Source organism: Anditalea andensis, from assembly GCF_000714815.1.
Lineage (GTDB): Bacteria > Bacteroidota > Bacteroidia > Cytophagales > Cyclobacteriaceae > Anditalea > Anditalea andensis.
In genome coordinates, this window is record NZ_JMIH01000023.1 from 34,964 (window position 1) to 51,942 (window position 16,979).

The window sequence follows — 16,979 nt, forward strand, 5'->3', positions numbered from 1 at the left end:
AATTTTTTTAAACCTTAATACCCCTCTATAACTCCCTTACACTGCATGTATCCCCCTGCTCTATATCCCCTGTAGTAAATCCTTTTTTAAACCAGCGCATCCTTTGAGCCGATGTTCCATGGGTGAATGAATCGGGCACCACGGTTCCGGTAGCCTGCTTTTGGAGACGGTCATCTCCTATGGCGTTTGCCGCAGCGAGGGCTTCATCAATATCACGTTGCTCCAGATGGTTATTGATCCTATGGGTATGGTAGGCCCATACTCCGGCCAGAAAATCAGCCTACAGTTCCAGCCGTACTGATAGCTGGTTATATTCGGTCTGGCTGATTCTGCCTCTTTGGGATTGGACTTTTTCGGTGATCCCCATGAGCTTTTGGATATGATGTCCCACTTCATGTGCCACTACATAGGCCTGCGCAAAATCTTCCGATGCACCTGGTTTCCTTTCCATGTCCCTAAAGAAACTGAGATCGATATATACATTTTCATCTGCAGGGCAAAAGAAAGGGCCGGTAGCAGAAGATGCAAATCCACAGGCTGAACTTACCCTACCTGAAAATAGCACTAGGGTAGGTTCACGGTAATTCTGTATCAGTTCATTCCATACGTCTTCAGTATCTGCCAATATAGTAGCCGTAAAATCCGCCAGCTCCTGCTCTGCCGGTGTAGCTTTGTATTCAGTCAGGGCGCTAGTACCTCCTCCGGTAAATTGTTCCAATAATGCAATCGGGTTGGTTCCTGTAATCCAGAGATAAAGAACTATTCCCCCGACTAGAAAAATTCCTGCTTAGAGAAGAGCAATCGGATCAACGGAATCAGTAGCATGGGTGATATACCCCCTCCGCCACCACCGGATCGGCCTCTTCTGTCATTCACATTAGTACTTTTTCTTCTACCCTGCCATTTCATATGATATATTTTTTAGATTATCGTCAGACTTTATATTCCTTGCTCACCAATTAAATTTACATTACTAAATATGATGCCTGATTATTTTTTTAGTCATCTATTTGGTAATCATTTATATCATAAAAAAAACTTTGTAGATAGAAAAGTCTAGCATTTATTTGCCTCAACGAAAAACTGGAAGCATAATCCGGGATAAGATCAGTGCAAACGTGAATATTTACATCTGATAAACTCCAAAGTTTTTGGAATAAATAGATTAAATCTGTGAACTTATTGCCGCCTAATTACCTTTTCTATTATATTTAATAAACGGAAATTTCAAGATAAACCAATAAAGAACTTACTATGGCTAAAGCAATAGAAATTACAGACTCAAACTTTGAGGAAATTATAAAATCAGAACAGCCAATCTTGGTAGATTTTTGGGCAGAATGGTGCGGACCATGTAAAATGATCGGACCTGTAGTGGAAGAAATCGCCGGAGACTATGAAGGAAAAGCTGTGGTAGGAAAAGTAGATGTAGATTCCAATCCAAATGTAGCTGCTAAATTTGGCATCAGAAGTATACCTACTCTTTTGTTTTTTAAGAACGGTGAAATCGTAGATAAACAAGTAGGTGCGGTGCCAAAAACAGTTCTTGCCCAAAAACTTGATGCACAGATGTAATCTTTGATAAATATTAAAAAACAGCCACAAAAAATCATTTTTTTGTGGCTGTTTTTTTATGCCGTAAACTGTAAAATATAAATGATCCTTAGAAGAGGATCATTGTCCATCCTCACAAATAAAAATGATGTACAGTACTAAATGTCGCATACAGGGATAATAAATAAACATCAAACCTAACGCTAAGAAGTCCAAAGTAAAAAATATTAAATCGCAACGCTGAATATAAGAAGTCCAAGTTTTTAAAGAAGATTAGATCTACCTGCCATTTTTATATAGCGTTTAAAATTTTATTCACCAACTGTTGGAGGCACTGGTGAGATAGGGGTTACGGCTGGGGCAGGATCATGCGGAACTCCAGCCGGATACAGCTCTGATACCCCTCCAGATACGATAAATTTCATTATATCAGCATTATTTACATTCTCTATTACTCTTATATTTTCTCGAGGAACTAAATAAAGATTACCGCTAAAATTATATGAATGAGGAAAATAAGCCGCCACCAAACCTGGCTCACCTAGCACTTGTAGGTCACTTTGGGTCATGAATCCGAGTCGGAACATATTATCTGACATCTTTACCACTATAGCCACATTGAATTTTTTCTTATCCCCGACGAATGCTGACATCAGATCTTTTATACTGGTATAGACGATATTTATTAATGGTATCTTAAAAAGCCATTTTTCCATTTGATCAAACAGAGGCTGTGTGACAAATATACTAGCCATATAACCTACAAAAGTTATAAATACCAGCATAACCATAATACCCATACCGGGCACAGGAATAGGAATAATACTATCTAAAAAAACAACCAACGCAATTACAATATAGACTGTCAATCCTAAAGGAACCACAAAGAGTAGCCCTTTAAGAAAATATTTCAGAAATCTCCTGCTCGTAAAAGAAGACATGATAAATGTAAGTTTAAATTGAGAATATGGTGCCTTAATCTGATCTATTGTATTATACAAAGCTCCATATATGGAGTAATTGCTGAAGAGACTTTATATCATAGCCTTCCTCTATTTCCAATATTTTAAGCTACTTACTGAAAAAAGCATACAATAATATTACATTACTGAAAAAACAATGCCAACCTACTAGCGGTCCGATTTAGGCTAAATCATCAAAATACGTTATCAATTACATAAAACAAAAAAAAACCAAAAACAGCGCTTTTTCGCAGTTTTTGGTTTTTTCAACTTCCAAGGTAGATGCCTTAAAAGTCATTTGTTTTTATAAATCAATACCCATAAAGGACATGAAGGCTATCCCCATAAGACCAGTTATCAACATGGTAATACCAAGACCTTTCAATCCATTTGGAACATTTGAATACTTCAATTTTTCTCTTATAGCGGCCAAAGCCACAATAGCCAAGAAGAAACCAGTTCCAGATCCAAAGCCATAAACTCCTGCTTCAGCTAAAGTATAATCTCTGCCGGCCATAAAGAGTGATCCACCTAGTATCGCACAGTTAACCGCAATAAGAGGAAGAAAGATACCCAAAGAGCCATAAAGAGCTGGGGCAAATTTCTCAATAATCATTTCTACCAACTGTACCATGGCTGCAATAACAGCAATGAACATGATAAATCTTAAGAAAGTAAGGTCAATCGTAGCGAAGTTTTCACCAAGAAATGCCAAAGCACCTTCTTTGAGAATGAATTCGTTCAATAACCAGTTAACCGGTACCGTCACAGTAAGTACGAAAATTACTGCTGCTCCTAAACCCAGTGCTGTGGATACTTTTTTGGACACCGCCAAGAAAGAACACATACCTAGGAAGTAGGCAAAAACCATGTTATCAATAAATATTGATCGGATAGCTAAATTAAATAATTCCATTTTCTTAGATATATTTTAGTGTTCTATATAACCTGTTTTAGTACGCTGCACCCAGATAATTAACCCCAGTACGATAAACGCACCTACTGGAGATACCATAAGTCCATTAGTAGCTAGTGAGAAACCTCCGCCAAATAGGCCGGCAATATTTTCAAATACTGGATATCCAAATACGGAACCTGATCCCCAAAGCTCTCTGAAGAAAGCCACTGCAAGGATGATCCAAGAGTAACCTAAGGCACTACCAAATCCATCCAATACTGAATCATAAGGTTTATTACCCAAAGCAAATGCTTCAAGTCTTCCCATAACAATACAGTTAGTAATGATCAAGCCAATAAATACGGATAATTCTTTGTACATATCAAAAGCAAATGCTTTCAATACTTCATTTACCAATGTTACCAAAGTAGCCACTATAGCCAACTGAACAATGATCCTCACCCTAGATGGTATAGTATTTCTTATGAGGGAAATAGTAAGATTGGCCATTACCATTACAAATATAACTGATAATGCCATAACCATAGTTGGCTGCATCTGGGTAGTTACTGCCAGAGCAGAACATATCCCCAGTACCTGAATGGTTATAGGGTTATCATCCACCAGTGGATCAGTGATCAGTTTTTTTCTTCTCTTTGACAGTATAGGTTCAGATGGTTTCTGAACTTGTGTCTTTTCTGCTGTTTCTGTACTCATTATATTGATATTGAAACGTTCAAATTAATTTAAAGCGACAGGTTCTTGTTCCTCGGGAGCGGCATCTCCACCCTCTCTTTGTCTAGAGAAATAATTTTGATAATGGCTCAGATAACTTTCTACCATTCTATTTACTCCTTCCGCAGTAATTGTAGCTCCAGATAGCCCATCTACTTTATGAGGTTCGCCGGAATAATCTTTTCCTTCACCTTTTTGCATTCTTACTGCCTGAAGATTTCCGCCTTCATCAAATATCTCTTTACCCTGATACCTAGCCTGTACGTCTCCAGAAGTTATCCTAGCGCCCAATCCTGGTGTCTCCCCTGCATGAGAGAAAGTAACTCCTTCTATAGTGTTAAGATCAGTCTGTAAAGCTACATATCCCCAAATTTCATCCCAAAGTCCGTTACCATAGACAGGTAGTATATAAGACTCTACTTCTGATTCATTACCTTCTGCATGAAAGATAAATACAGGATATAACCTATCTTCTGGACTCCTTTTGAAATTTCTTGCTATACTGACATTTTCAGCTATCAAAGCATTCCCGTCAGTATCCTGCTCCACTTCCTCACCTTCGATATTTACCACTTTGGAGGAAATCCGTCTTTCATAGAAATCAATTACAGCATCTGCTTCCATTCTGTCCAATTCCTCAGCTGGCATTACTGCCCCCAGGATTTGTTTCTTCGTATCCAGTTCTATCGCTTTTTGCTGGATAGGACCTAATAATTCTGATGTTCCTGACAGTAAAAATCCCAATATTACCGTTAGGATTACAGAAAATGTTATAATATATGCGTTAGACTGTTGCACGTTGTAACCTCCTTTTCTTGTTTGCTTTTAAAACATAATGATCTATAAGTGGTGCAAATACGTTCATAAACAACACTGCCAACATGATCCCCTCAGGATAAGCAGGGTTCGTAACACGTATGATCACCGTCAATATACCAATTAATGATCCATAGATCCATTTGCCAGTTTCCGTCTGCGATGCAGATACAGGATCTGTAGCCATAAACACTATACCAAAAGCTAGACCCCCTATCACCAAGTGATAATGAGCAGGCATGGCCATATAAGTATTTACTGCCAATAATTCCATGATTAGACCCATAATATAGGCTCCTCCAAATGCACTGAATATAATTTTCCAGCTAGCGACACCGGTTACGATTAATATGGCAGCACCTATAAGGGCCATCAAAGTAGAAGTCTCTCCTATAGAGCCTGGTATGAAACCAAGGAAGGAGTTGGTAAAGCTAAGGAAATTATCTGTCACCACATTGTTATGACTATAGAAAGCCGCAGTGACTGACTGTGCTTCCTGCCCTGCCAAATAAGCCACATTTAATGCTGTAGCTCCTGAAAAACCGTCAACGGGCATTTTATCCCCCAAATAGATCCATACTTCATCACCTGATATCTGCATAGGATAGGCGAAGTATAAGAATGCTCTTGCCGTCATGGCCACATTAAGAATATTCATCCCAGTGCCTCCAAATACTTCTTTGGCTATTACCACCGCAAAGACTGTAGCCAGGGCAACCTGCCAAAGTGGAATAGTAGCGGGAACAATCAAAGGAATCAACATCCCTGTTACTAGAAAACCCTCATTGATAGGGTGTTTTCTCACTACAGCAAAGACTGCTTCTACTATGCCGCCGGCTGTATAGGCTACCAATACTATAGGTAGAACGAGAATAGCTCCCAATAAAAATTTATCACCAAAATCAGCAGCTTCGCCCACCGCAAGATAATGCATATGGCCTGTATTCCAGATTCCGAATAACAAACATGGGATCATCGCCACTACAACGGTGATCATCATTCTTTTCAAATCGATGGCATCCTTAATCTGGGCACCTCTTGGATTAGTTGTATGTTTAGGAGAAAACATAAATGTTTCCCCTGCTTCGTACAAATAATACAAGTTCTCTAATTTGCCTCCTTTTTGAAAAAGGGGCTTCTGTTTGTCTAACAGATCTCGTAGAAACTTCATATTAAATTAACTATATTGAATTAGTTCTATACCTTTCCTTACTATATCCTGAACGGGGTGTTTGGACACGTCTACAAATTCACAAAGTGCCAAATCTTCTTCGATAACTTCATAGATTCCCAATTCCTCCATTTCATCATAGTCTTCCGCCATGATTGCCTTTAGAAGATAGATGGGATATATATCCATCGGTGTGACACTCTCAAAGATCCCAGTTTGGACAAATGCCCGCTCTTCTCCCCTAGCATTGGTGTCCAATACAAATTCCTTTTTCGGAGAAAGAAAAGAGAAAAGGCCCAGCGCCCTATGATAACTCAGTTTATCAGAAGTAGCTTTAGCCCAGCCCATGAATTCATAGTAATCTCCTTCTGGCAATACTGTAATCTGGTTGTCATAAAAACCTAAGTACCCGTCTGGGCTGATTCTTTCGCCAGTAAGTGCATTACCGGAAACTACCCTATATTTTTTTGGATCTCGTAGCCCATGTGAATCATCGCTTAGGTCTACATTGTTTAGCACAAATTTATCTACACAGGTTCCTATATATGTTTTGGTATAGGTACGGTTCTTTACTTTTGACCCTGTTATGGCTATTATTTTAGAAGCATCGTATACTCCTTCCAAGAATAGTTTCCCAATCTGGGCCACTCCATAAGGATTGACAGTCCATGCAATTTCCCCTTTATTTATAGGATTAAGATGGTGGATCTGAATGCCTACATTACCTGCGGGATGGGGTCCGGAAAATTTATTGACCTGCACCCCTTGGACATTACTATATATTGAAGGAATTTCAGAAGTTTCATCTAAATTTAAATGAACTACGCCCGCAGTGAGTCTTTTGAGGACATCAAGTCCGGCTTGGAAATACCTTTCACTACCCTTCAGCATATATCCATAGTCTGGAGCCAAAGGATGGGTATCAAAGCCAGATATAAAAATAGCTTTCGGATCATCTTCAGGGTTAGCTACTACACCGAAAGGCCTCTGTATGATCTGAGGCCAAACACCTCCAGCCAGCATGTGCTCGATGGCATCCTCTCTTTTTATCGCTTTCAGATCTGAATCAGAAAACTTTTTGAACTGTTCGGACTGAAAAGTAGCATCTGCCTTTATCTTGACTTCCAGAAGTTTTCTTCTTTCTCCTCTTTTAATCTCGACTACCTGTCCAGAAACCGGAGAAGCATATAGCACTTTTTCCTGTTTTTTATCAAACAAAATCGGGGTACCAGCCTTTACCGTATCTCCCTCATTTACAATAACTTTAGGACGTTGCATTCCTATAAAGTCAGTAGGTTTGATTGCAAAGGTTTCGGCCTGCTGGAAATCAGTAAGCTGCTTCTCAGCTTTCCCAACTAGCTTAATATCAAATCCTTTCTTTAGCTTAACTATTTTTGACATATTATAATTTTGAACTATATGGTCCTTTTAAAAACGCCTCAAATCTAATAAAATACATTAGTTTTTAGAAGATAATTGTACGATAATTTACTCATTTACTCAGAACTGAATAAAAATCATGAAATGTTGATTTTAAATCGTTTCTATTAAATTCTCTTTTTCCCAATAATTGATATGGTCCATCACCTGCTGCATCAGCCACATGGGTGTGGATGTGGCCCCGCATATACCCACACTGTTGGCACCGGTAAACCAATCTCTGCATAACTCCTGTTCATTTTCCACGAAATAGCTGCGCTCATTCTGTTCTTTACAAACTTGGAATAAAGCTTTTCCATTGCTGCTTTTTTTCCCTGAAACAAAAATAATCACATCATTTTCTTTAGAAAATCTCTTCAACTGCGGTTCTCTGTTGGATACCTGTCTACAGATAGAATCATTGGCATTAAAATCCACTTCATCCATAGCGCCCTTTGCCTGGATTATTCTTGATTCAATTTTTGATTTCAATTCATAAAACCCTTTGGTGCTTTTGGTAGTTTGGCTGAAAAGGGTAATGGGTCTAGTGAAATCTACCTGCTCCAGATCAGATTCTTCCATCACCACCACTGCATTTTCCAATGTCTGTCCTGTCAGCCCTATCACTTCAGCGTGGCCTTTTTTCCCATAGATGACTATCTGTCCTTCTTCTCTTTCCATTTTATCGAAGGCAGTTTTTACCCTATGCTGAAGCTTCAAAACTACCGGACATGAAGCATCTATAAGTTCTATATTATTCTCTATGGCAGTTCTATAGGTTTCTGGTGGCTCTCCATGAGCCCTTATGAGCACCTTACAGTTACTGATGGTTTTCAGCTGATCCCTGTCTATGACCACTAAGCCTTTTTGGCTTAGCCTCCTCACCTCCATATCATTATGAACTATATCTCCTAAACAATACAGGGTGTTTTCGTTCTCCATCTCATCCTCAGCCATTTTAATGGCAAATTCCACCCCAAAGCAATAGCCGGAATTTTTATCTATGGTTACCTGCATCTTCTATCTGTTTATCACCAATCTGCCTATGAGCCAGTTCAAGAATATTATTAACCTGATCTTCAAAATCAAGGTAACTGGTATTAATTTCAATCGCCCCATCTGCCTTTTTCAGTGGACTTATCTCTCTACTGGAATCAATCCGATCCCTTTCAGCCAAATTTTGAATGATTTTATCCAGTTCTACTAAATCCCCCTTTTCCAAAAGCTCCTGTTGTCTCCGCTCTGCCCTGATGGTCAGATCAGCAGTCATAAAAATCTTAAGTTCGGCATCAGGAAAAACTACTGTCCCTATATCCCTACCATCCATTACTACACCTTTGTACTTTCCGAGGCGGTGCTGCTGGGCTACCAGTGCGGTACGGACTTCCTTTATCTTACTCACATCACTTACCCTTTCAGAGACTTCCATCTGCCTAATGGTTTTCTCCACATTTAGTCCGTTCAGGAAAGTTTCTTGGAAACCTGTCACCTCGTTCTTATGAAATTCTATTTTCATAGCGTCCAAAGATTTGGTGATTTCTCGTGGGTTAGTAATATTGGTCAGACTATTGATAAAATGAAGTGTAGTGGCCCTATACATAGCACCGGAATCTATATAGGTATAATTTAAAGCTTTGGCCACAGCCTTGGCCGTGGTACTTTTTCCACATCCCGAATATCCATCAATAGCAATTACAATTTTTTTCATCAAATAAATTTATCCGGTCACTCTTAATACCATGCAAATATAGGTTATTAGATTTTATTTAAAGAATGGTTTGCTAGGTATCTATATTTACCAAAAAGGAAATCGATAGAAAGTGTAGGCCAAATGGATCGGGAAGGCCTCATTAATCTTTTTGGTATGAGTTTACCTTTTTTTATATGATTTTAATACGGAAATAAAAGCACCGACTATACCTAGGAAAATTAATGCCTGGGCCATCAATCTTAAAAATCCCGGATGGTCAGGGTCAATAGAAAAATTCATCTGATATAGAGAATATAGCAATAAGCCAAATGCTACCAAGAGCAATACTATATAAAAAACTATTCGAAACATGGCGGTCTGATTAATGATATGAACATAAATATATCATAATTGATTGAATCATTTGATGACTTACCCTAGAATATGGCCTTCCTTTATTAATTTTACATTGTACTAATAAAACATATGCGCATGTCTGAATTATCTGTAAGTGGTCAAATGGTGGATGTTTTGAATAGAAAGATATATCCTGCCAAGGTCACTATTTTTAAAGGCCACATTCAATCCATAGAAAAAATGGATCAAGCACCTACAGTTTATATTTTGCCCGGATTTATAGATGCTCATGTCCATATAGAATCATCCATGCTGGTCCCTTCGGAATTTGCAAGGTTAGCAGTAGTACATGGTACCGTAGCTACTGTCTCTGATCCGCATGAAATAGCTAATGTATGTGGATTGGAGGGAGTGGAATACATGATAGAAAACGGCAACAAAGTCCCCTTCAAATTTTACTTCGGCGCACCTTCTTGTGTTCCTGCCACGCCATTTGAAACTGCCGGTGGAGAGATCACACCAGCGCATATCCATCAATTAATGCAGCGCGATGAAATTACCTATCTCGCGGAGATGATGAACTGGCCTGGCACAGTAAACCGGGATGCACTGGTCATGGAAAAAATTGCCATAGCACAAAAATACGGCAAACCGGTAGACGGCCATGCTCCAGGATTAAAGGGAGAGATGGCTGAAAAATATATCTCCGCAGGCATCAGTACTGACCATGAATGTTTCACAGCAGAGGAAGCCTTGGACAAATTAAAGCATGGGATGAAAATCTCCATAAGGGAAGGCAGTGCGGCCAAAAATTTTGAGGCCTTGATAAATCTTATAGACGATCATTCGGATATGCTCATGTTTTGCTCCGATGATAAACACCCTGACAACTTAGCCGTAAGTCATGTAAATCATCTGGCAGCAAGAGCTATAGCCAAAGGAAAAGATTTATTTAATGTACTGAAAGTGGCTTGTATTAACCCTATCGAACATTATAATATGAAAGTAGGCCAGCTCCGTATAGGGGATCCTGCAGATTTTATAGTGGTAAAAGACCTAGAGCAATTCGAGGTAACACAGACTTATATTGATGGTGAACTGGTGGCTGAAAATGGAAAAACTTTGATCCCATCAGTGGAAAATAATATCATCAATAATTTCATGGCCACATTTAAGAAACCGGGAGACTTCCAGCTTAAAGCAAAAGGAACCAAAGTCAGGGTTATAGAAGCATTGGACGGGCAACTGATCACCCCGGAAGTCGAGGGTGAAATTTTAATAGAAAACGGCTTAGCAGTTTCAAATCCCAAGGATGATATTTTAAAAATAACAGTCATCAATAGGTATGAGGACGCTGCTCCATCTATAGCATTTATAAAAAACTTTGGCCTAAAAGAAGGGGCTATTGCCTCATCTGTAGGACATGATTCCCATAATATAATAGCGGTAGGGGTGGATGATGAGTCGATCTCTAAAGCTGTAAATCTTTTGATCAAAGCAAAGGGTGGTGTATCTGCAGTTAAGGGTAAAAAAGAAATAATCTTAGCCCTTCCAGTAGGAGGTATCATGTCTGCCGACGATGGATACCAGGTGGCAGATACCTATACGGCTATAGATAAAATGGCCAAAGAAATGGGATCTGGATTGCAGAGTCCATTTATGACCCTAAGCTTTATGGCGCTGCTTGTCATACCTAATTTAAAGCTTAGTGATAAAGGATTGTTTAATGGGGAAACGTTTAGATTTGTGGATTTATTTTTACCTCAATAAGAACAGCAAACAGCTGACCAGGCTCAATTATGCCTTCACTATATTTAAATGAGCAGAATCTAACCTGTAAAAAAAATGCGTAAAAAAAACAGCGAGAAATTAATAGAAAAAGGCAGTTAGTTTAACTGCCTTTTTCTATTAATTTATGAATTCATAAAAGGATAGTCAGTATAACCTTTGGGCCCTGGCGTATAGAAAGTATCCGTATCATATTCAGCTAGTTCACTTCCTGAAGCAAACCTTTCTACTAAATCTGGATTTGAAACGTAGATTTTACCGTATGCTACAGCGTCCGCCAAACCTTCCAATATAAATTGATTCCCTTTCTCCTGATCAAAGTTGGCATTGATGATCAAATTCCCCTTAAAAACAGGCCTATACCTTTTAGCAATATGCGGTTCAGCAAATGGAATCATCGAAACATCATTAAAAGGTTCGGATAAATGGAGATAAGCCAACTGGTAATCATTAAGTTTTTCTATGATATAGTCAAAAGTAGGGATGGTTTCTTCATCCATGGTCATGCCAAATATCCCATGTAAGCTCGGATTAAGGCGAAGCCCTATTTTGTTTTCGGGTACAACTTCCTTAATGGCATCTATCACTTCAAAAAGTATTCTGGCTCTATTTTCTATATTGCCACCATATCCATCTGTCCTGACGTTAGAAGTTCTACTGAAAAACTGGTGCAAAAGATACCCATTGGAAGAATGGATTTCCACGCCATCAAATCCTGCCTCCATGGCATTTTTTGCTGCTGTCTGATAATCCAAAATGGTTTGCTGAATCTCTTCCAGTGACATTTCTTTTGGCGTAACAGTATCTTTAAAACCTTTAGGAGTAAAGGATTTTGACATAGGATTGATAGCGGAAGGGGCCAATGGTAGTGCTCCATCGTGGAAATCTGGATGGGATATCCGGCCCACATGCCAAAGCTGAATAAAAATTTTACCACCTTGCTCATGGACTGCAGCGGTTACCTTTTTCCATCCTTCTACCTGTTCCTTAGTATGAATTCCGGGAGTATTGATATACCCTACTGCTTTCTTGGATATCTGCGCGCCTTCAGTTATGATCAGCCCAGCGGATGCACGCTGCACATAATATTTTACATGCAATTCTGTCGGAACATTTTGTTCGTTATCAGCCCTGCTACGGGTCATGGGTGCCATTACCACCCTATTATTTATGGTCAATCCAGCCAGATCTAATGGTTCTAAAAGTGGTTGCTCATTCATGTTTTAACCTTTAAGAGTATATTTCATGTATATACATATATATAGGTCAGAAAGTTCAAAATACTATCAAATAAAATATTTAAGCAGCCACCATATTAGCAGATCATACCTTAGCTATGGTTTATAAAACTAATTGTTATCAGTAGACTGTATCCAGATTTTACGAAATCTTTTTACTGATATCTTCAATTATAGCCACGGCATGGGAGATTGAATTCTCTATAAAAAATTCGCGTGTATTTAACCCTCCACAAACTACCCCTGCCAGATATACGCCCTTAACATTACTTTCCTGGTTAGCCTGATCATAACACGGCTGGCTGTGTGCATCCAGATTAAGTGTTACGCCGATCTGTTCCAGTAAGGCAAAATTGGGTTTGTACCCTGTCATCGCAAGTACAAAATCATTTTCGATAGTAACTTCACCATCGGGTGTGTGGATGAATACTTCCTTTTCCCGTATATCTTTTATGGATGAATTGTAATATACCTTTATAGAACCTTCTTTAATTCTGTTTTCAACATCGGGCAAAACCCAATATTTTACACTCCGGTCTACAGAAGCATCCTTTAGTACCATAGTCACTTCTGCACCTTTGCGCCAGGTTTCCAGCGCTACATCTACAGCAGAGTTACCCCCACCTACTACTATGATTTTTTGCCCTACATATGGCCAGGGTTCCTTATAGTAGTGACTGACCTTTGGAAGATTTTCTCCAGGCACATTCATTAGATTTGGGAGATCATAAAATCCAGTAGAGATGACAATATTTTTAGTCAAGTAATCCGCTTTGGATGAAGTAATAACAAATCCATCCTCTTGCTTTACTACCTTTTCTACCTTTTCATAGAGCCGGATATTTAGATCATAATGATCTGCTACCCTGCGGTAATACTCCAGGGCCTCGGTACGGGTAGGCTTATTAGACAAAGACATGAACGGCACATTGCCCATTTCCAGTTTTTCTGATGTAGAAAAAAATGTCATGTTTACTGGATAATTGAAAAGTGAATTGGTAAGTGTCCCTTTTTCAAGAATGAGATATTGAAGCCCTTTTTTTGAAGCTTCTATGCCACAGGCTATCCCTATAGGTCCTCCACCTATGATCAGTACATCGAGTTGTTTCATGAAAGTAAAAACAACAATATTTGCTTACAGTTCCTGGTTTACAGAATTCATGATAAAATTTATGAGATTGTCTTCCGTACTCTCTGCTAAAGTATAGGTTCGCTCTTTGAGGGTGACGGTGCCATCATGCCCCCAAAGCAAAGCTGTAGTATTTACAGTACCATAATAATCAGCTAATCTGACAAACTGTGCCGAAAGAGCCCTCTCCTGCTCCAATGTGGCTCCTGTATCAGGAAGTAAATGGTCTGGAAGGATGATATCACTTTTCAGTAATGCCAAAAGGTCATCTGGTTTTAATCTATCTGAAGCAATGTTCTCTTCCAATTGAGTTAAACCCAATTTTTCCTTTGGCCAATCTGAATTCATCAGGATATTGCTTAACGTATGAAAACCAGGATTTACTTTAACTATTTCTTTACCATAATTACTTAAATAATACATTCGGTCATCTTTAGCTACCAACAGATTAAACCCATCGTATTGGTGCATATTGGCAAAAACATGTTCCAAATAGGTATAAGGATCATCATCGCCTTCTAAAAAATCTTTCACTAAATTTCCACGGGTTATGGCATCCTTTCTTATGTTATTAATATCTCTGTAGTTAGTTATAGCTGCAAATCTACCGTCCGGATGTATGCCCAGCCAGGTACCTCCCCCCCTCAGATCTTTGCCGGCATAAATTCCAGAATCCCAATAATGGATAGGCTTGGAAGGCCTATCAAAAAACTCATCCCTATTAGCTACCAGGATCATTTTATAAACAGGATGATCTAACCAATTAAACGTCATCAAACACATATACCGCAAATATAGAAAAAGGCTCTAGTAAATTTATATTTTATTATTGTAATAATTAATTTATACGTTCCTACCGATGGTCCCCATAATAGCCCCATTTATACCGGATATACTGAAATCTCGAATTTTAATCTGATTACGCATTTCCTGTACCATCATGATGAGTAATTCTAATAAAGGATCCACAGATTCGATATATCTAAAAGCAAACAGGACGAAATTTTCAAAAAAAAAAAAACATAAAATTTTGAAATACGAATATCATCGTATATCTTTATACGAAGATAATCGTACATATGACTATGAATAAACCTACCGAATCAGAATTAGAAATACTATCCATATTATGGGAAATGGGAAAAGCAAGTGTGAGAGAAATACATGATAGATTATCAGCCAATAAGTCTACCGGGTATACTACTACATTAAAGATCATGCAGATCATGTATGCAAAGGGCCTGGTCATAAGAGATGAACAAAACAGAAGCCATATCTATTCAACAGCCATCAGCCAAAAGGAAACCCAAAAATCTTTGCTTAATAATTTTATGACCACGGCATTTGGCGGGTCTGCCAAAAAATTGGTGATGCATGCTTTGGGCCAGGGTGATCCTTCTAAAGAGGAACTAAAAGAAATAAGAGCTTTTTTGGATAAATTAGAAAATGAAAAATAATGGAATTTGTAGATTTCCTATTGCCAGAAACCTATAGAATTGCCATAGGATGGACCCTGCTCCATTCCTTCTGGCAAATAATTATTATAAGCTTAGTGCTGTATTTGGTGCTTTGGACCTTTAATGACAGAAGTGCATCTTTCAAATATAGACTAGGATATGCTTTCCTACTCTTAATTTTGACAGTAAGTACTATTACTTTTATAATTTGCTTAACAGAGAGTTCTTCAATCCCAATTGAAAGTTCGGTATTTCTATTTTTATCAAACGATGAGCAAATCTTCCTTTCACCTCAAACTTTTAATCCACCGTATTGGGCCGATAAAATAGGTCATATCCTCCCACTACTGGTAAATATATGGTTGGTAGGAGCTGTTTTGTTTATGTTTAGACTTGGAAGTAACTTTTCAGTGATAAACAATCTCAGAAAAAATGCAAGAATTAGCTTATCAAAAGAATGGTTAGAATTTTCAGGTAATCAAAAATTAAAAATAGGCATACAACGAAACGTCCTATTACTAAGCAGTAAAGCAATACATGGCCCCATTACATTTGGGACATTCAAACCCGTTATACTCATACCTGCAAGCCTTATCCTGCATTTGAGCCCTGCACAACTTGAGGCTATCATTACTCATGAACTAGCTCATATCAAACGGTATGATTATTTACTCAACATCATACAGTCTGCTATGGAAGCTATATTCTTTTATCACCCCTGTTTCTGGTGGATAAATAATTATGTAAGAGAACAGAGAGAACATGCCTGCGACGATCTGGCCATTAAATCGGGAATAGCCCCAAAAGATCTCGCTTATGGCCTGGCAGAAGTTCTGAATCATGTACAAGAACCACTTCCGGAAATGGCTCTTGGCGCAGGATCTCAAAAGCACCCCACATTAAAAAGAATTAAACGTATGTTAGGACTTGAAAATCAAAAAACAAAATTTCCATCTTTAATCAGTTATACCATGATATTTTCCATCCTCATCAGCGCTACCGTTGTGTTAGGTGCCAACCATATCGCAACTCAGGACAATGAAGCATTTGTTACCGAATATCATTCCTACATAGAGGCCCCCTTTCTGGACCTACCGGCTGAACTCATTGATACTATTGTCTCTCCTAAGAAAGATGTCTATATCATACATGAGGAAGAAAACAGCCAAAGCTCCAGACCTGATTCCATAATTTCCCGCAAAAATAAAATGATCATAATAAATGGAGACACACAGCGCATACACCTTCCGAATAAACCAATAATTACTTTATTTAAAGATAGTATGTTAGTCAATTTCCCTTCTATCAAGATAGACTCTACTATGATTATTAAACTTTCAGAAAATTCCTTATATGTAAATGGCCCCAAGAATTTACGCCCCTATATGTTCGATACCGCTATTTTAGATAAAGCAATGATAAGGAAGCTAGAACTGAGCGCTAAGGAAATGGAAAAATACAGCAAAGAAATGGAAGCTCAAGTTCATGTATGGACCCAAAAGTATCATCCTAAACTGGAAGAACTGCAGGGAAAAATAAAATTAAAAGAGCTTCAAATATTCGATTCACATGAAAGCTTTGCAAAAGATATAGCTCCTCAATTAAAAGAGCTGGAAAAGAAAATAGAGGAGTGGCAAAAAGAGTTCACACCAAAAATGGAAGAGTTTCATCAAAAAATGGAAATATGGCAAAATGAAAATACAAAGCAAATAGAAGAAATGCAGAAATCTTTAATAAAAACTATAAAGAAGGGGGACAGATGATC

At 38.4% G+C, this 16,979-nt stretch carries 15 protein-coding genes and 1 pseudogene; 4 read left to right on the forward strand and 12 right to left on the reverse strand.

The features are described 5' to 3' along the window. Positions 1 to 25: 25 nt before the first annotated feature. Positions 26 to 909 (reverse strand): annotated as a pseudogene (gene ypfJ / locus EL17_RS14740) (KPN_02809 family neutral zinc metallopeptidase). A 345-nt stretch (positions 910 to 1,254) separates the two neighbouring features. Here ypfJ and trxA point away from each other — a divergent pair. Continuing rightward, positions 1,255 to 1,575, forward strand: a complete 321-nt coding sequence (gene trxA / locus EL17_RS14745; RefSeq protein WP_035075659.1) for a thioredoxin — start codon at positions 1,255 to 1,257, stop codon at positions 1,573 to 1,575. Between the two features lie 290 nt (positions 1,576 to 1,865). On the opposite strand, the gene EL17_RS14750 is transcribed toward trxA, so the two are convergent. The 8 genes from EL17_RS14750 to cmk form a co-directional block, all read right to left on the reverse strand. Continuing rightward, positions 1,866 to 2,495 carry a DUF502 domain-containing protein gene (locus EL17_RS14750; protein ID WP_084166234.1) on the reverse strand — a complete coding sequence of 210 codons (630 nt, stop codon included), beginning with the start codon at positions 2,493 to 2,495 and terminating at the stop codon, positions 1,866 to 1,868. A gap of 325 nt (positions 2,496 to 2,820) precedes the next feature. Beyond that, positions 2,821 to 3,432 (reverse strand): NADH:ubiquinone reductase (Na(+)-transporting) subunit E, encoded by a 612-nt coding sequence (nqrE, locus tag EL17_RS14755; protein WP_035075672.1) that lies wholly within the window; start codon positions 3,430 to 3,432, stop codon positions 2,821 to 2,823. A 15-nt stretch (positions 3,433 to 3,447) separates the two neighbouring features. Further along, a complete protein-coding gene (locus tag EL17_RS14760) occupies positions 3,448 to 4,131 on the reverse strand; it encodes an NADH:ubiquinone reductase (Na(+)-transporting) subunit D (protein WP_035075675.1) in 684 nt (227 codons plus the stop codon). A gap of 24 nt (positions 4,132 to 4,155) precedes the next feature. Then, positions 4,156 to 4,947: an NADH:ubiquinone reductase (Na(+)-transporting) subunit C gene (nqrC, locus tag EL17_RS14765; protein ID WP_051720018.1), complete on the reverse strand. Its 792-nt coding sequence runs from the start codon at positions 4,945 to 4,947 to the stop codon at positions 4,156 to 4,158. After that, entirely contained in the window at positions 4,934 to 6,136 is a 1,203-nt protein-coding gene (locus tag EL17_RS14770) for an NADH:ubiquinone reductase (Na(+)-transporting) subunit B (RefSeq protein WP_035075677.1), read from the reverse strand. The genes nqrC and EL17_RS14770 overlap by 14 nt, the downstream gene beginning before the upstream one ends. A 6-nt stretch (positions 6,137 to 6,142) precedes the next feature. Further along, positions 6,143 to 7,537: a Na(+)-translocating NADH-quinone reductase subunit A gene (locus tag EL17_RS14775; protein ID WP_035075679.1), complete on the reverse strand. Its 1,395-nt coding sequence runs from the start codon at positions 7,535 to 7,537 to the stop codon at positions 6,143 to 6,145. Positions 7,538 to 7,669: 132 nt separating this feature from the next. Further along, the gene (locus EL17_RS14780; RefSeq protein WP_035075682.1) at positions 7,670 to 8,572 is read right to left on the reverse strand and encodes a 4-hydroxy-3-methylbut-2-enyl diphosphate reductase; all 903 of its coding nucleotides are present in this window, start codon (positions 8,570 to 8,572) and stop codon (positions 7,670 to 7,672) included. After that, positions 8,553 to 9,263 (reverse strand): (d)CMP kinase, encoded by a 711-nt coding sequence (gene cmk, locus EL17_RS14785; protein WP_035075686.1) that lies wholly within the window; start codon positions 9,261 to 9,263, stop codon positions 8,553 to 8,555. Before cmk ends, EL17_RS14780 begins: the two co-directional genes overlap by 20 nt. Before the next feature lie 474 nt (positions 9,264 to 9,737). Here cmk and ade point away from each other — a divergent pair, with 474 nt between their 5' ends. Beyond that, positions 9,738 to 11,372, forward strand: a complete 1,635-nt coding sequence (gene ade / locus EL17_RS14795) for an adenine deaminase (protein WP_035075690.1) — start codon at positions 9,738 to 9,740, stop codon at positions 11,370 to 11,372. A 143-nt stretch (positions 11,373 to 11,515) separates the two neighbouring features. Here ade and EL17_RS14800 read toward each other — a convergent pair whose 3' ends face one another. From EL17_RS14800 to EL17_RS14810, 3 genes are all read right to left on the reverse strand, one after another. Continuing rightward, positions 11,516 to 12,610 (reverse strand): alkene reductase, encoded by a 1,095-nt coding sequence (locus EL17_RS14800; protein WP_035075692.1) that lies wholly within the window; start codon positions 12,608 to 12,610, stop codon positions 11,516 to 11,518. A gap of 160 nt (positions 12,611 to 12,770) precedes the next feature. Next, entirely contained in the window at positions 12,771 to 13,739 is a 969-nt protein-coding gene (locus tag EL17_RS14805) for a YpdA family putative bacillithiol disulfide reductase (RefSeq protein WP_035075696.1), read from the reverse strand. Positions 13,740 to 13,763: 24 nt separating this feature from the next. Further along, complete coding sequence (locus tag EL17_RS14810; protein ID WP_316932668.1) at positions 13,764 to 14,531, reverse strand: NRDE family protein; 768 nt, start codon at positions 14,529 to 14,531, stop codon at positions 13,764 to 13,766. Between the two features lie 311 nt (positions 14,532 to 14,842). On the opposite strand from EL17_RS14810, the gene EL17_RS14815 reads away from it, so the two are divergent. Beyond that, complete coding sequence (locus tag EL17_RS14815) at positions 14,843 to 15,214, forward strand: BlaI/MecI/CopY family transcriptional regulator (protein ID WP_035075702.1); 372 nt, start codon at positions 14,843 to 14,845, stop codon at positions 15,212 to 15,214. Further along, positions 15,214 to 16,977 carry a M56 family metallopeptidase gene (locus EL17_RS14820; RefSeq protein WP_035075705.1) on the forward strand — a complete coding sequence of 588 codons (1,764 nt, stop codon included), beginning with the start codon at positions 15,214 to 15,216 and terminating at the stop codon, positions 16,975 to 16,977. The genes EL17_RS14815 and EL17_RS14820 overlap by 1 nt, the downstream gene beginning before the upstream one ends. Positions 16,978 to 16,979 lie beyond the last annotated feature (2 nt).

Bases quoted from the DNA above. Each gene is read 5' to 3' on its own strand.
- cmk (WP_035075686.1), bottom strand. From the start codon at position 9,263: ATGAAAAAAATTGTAATTGCTATTGATGGATATTCGGGATGTGGAAAA.
- EL17_RS14750 (WP_084166234.1), bottom strand. From the start codon at position 2,495: ATGTCTTCTTTTACGAGCAGGAGATTTCTGAAATATTTTCTTAAAGGG.
- EL17_RS14780 (WP_035075682.1), bottom strand. From the start codon at position 8,572: ATGCAGGTAACCATAGATAAAAATTCCGGCTATTGCTTTGGGGTGGAA.
- EL17_RS14810 (WP_316932668.1), bottom strand. From the start codon at position 14,531: ATGACGTTTAATTGGTTAGATCATCCTGTTTATAAAATGATCCTGGTA.
- EL17_RS14760 (WP_035075675.1), bottom strand. From the start codon at position 4,131: ATGAGTACAGAAACAGCAGAAAAGACACAAGTTCAGAAACCATCTGAA.
- EL17_RS14775 (WP_035075679.1), bottom strand. From the start codon at position 7,537: ATGTCAAAAATAGTTAAGCTAAAGAAAGGATTTGATATTAAGCTAGTT.
- trxA (WP_035075659.1), top strand. From the start codon at position 1,255: ATGGCTAAAGCAATAGAAATTACAGACTCAAACTTTGAGGAAATTATA.
- ade (WP_035075690.1), top strand. From the start codon at position 9,738: ATGTCTGAATTATCTGTAAGTGGTCAAATGGTGGATGTTTTGAATAGA.
- nqrE (WP_035075672.1), bottom strand. From the start codon at position 3,432: ATGGAATTATTTAATTTAGCTATCCGATCAATATTTATTGATAACATG.
- EL17_RS14770 (WP_035075677.1), bottom strand. From the start codon at position 6,136: ATGAAGTTTCTACGAGATCTGTTAGACAAACAGAAGCCCCTTTTTCAA.
- EL17_RS14815 (WP_035075702.1), top strand. From the start codon at position 14,843: ATGAATAAACCTACCGAATCAGAATTAGAAATACTATCCATATTATGG.
- EL17_RS14805 (WP_035075696.1), bottom strand. From the start codon at position 13,739: ATGAAACAACTCGATGTACTGATCATAGGTGGAGGACCTATAGGGATA.
- EL17_RS14820 (WP_035075705.1), top strand. From the start codon at position 15,214: ATGGAATTTGTAGATTTCCTATTGCCAGAAACCTATAGAATTGCCATA.
- EL17_RS14800 (WP_035075692.1), bottom strand. From the start codon at position 12,610: ATGAATGAGCAACCACTTTTAGAACCATTAGATCTGGCTGGATTGACC.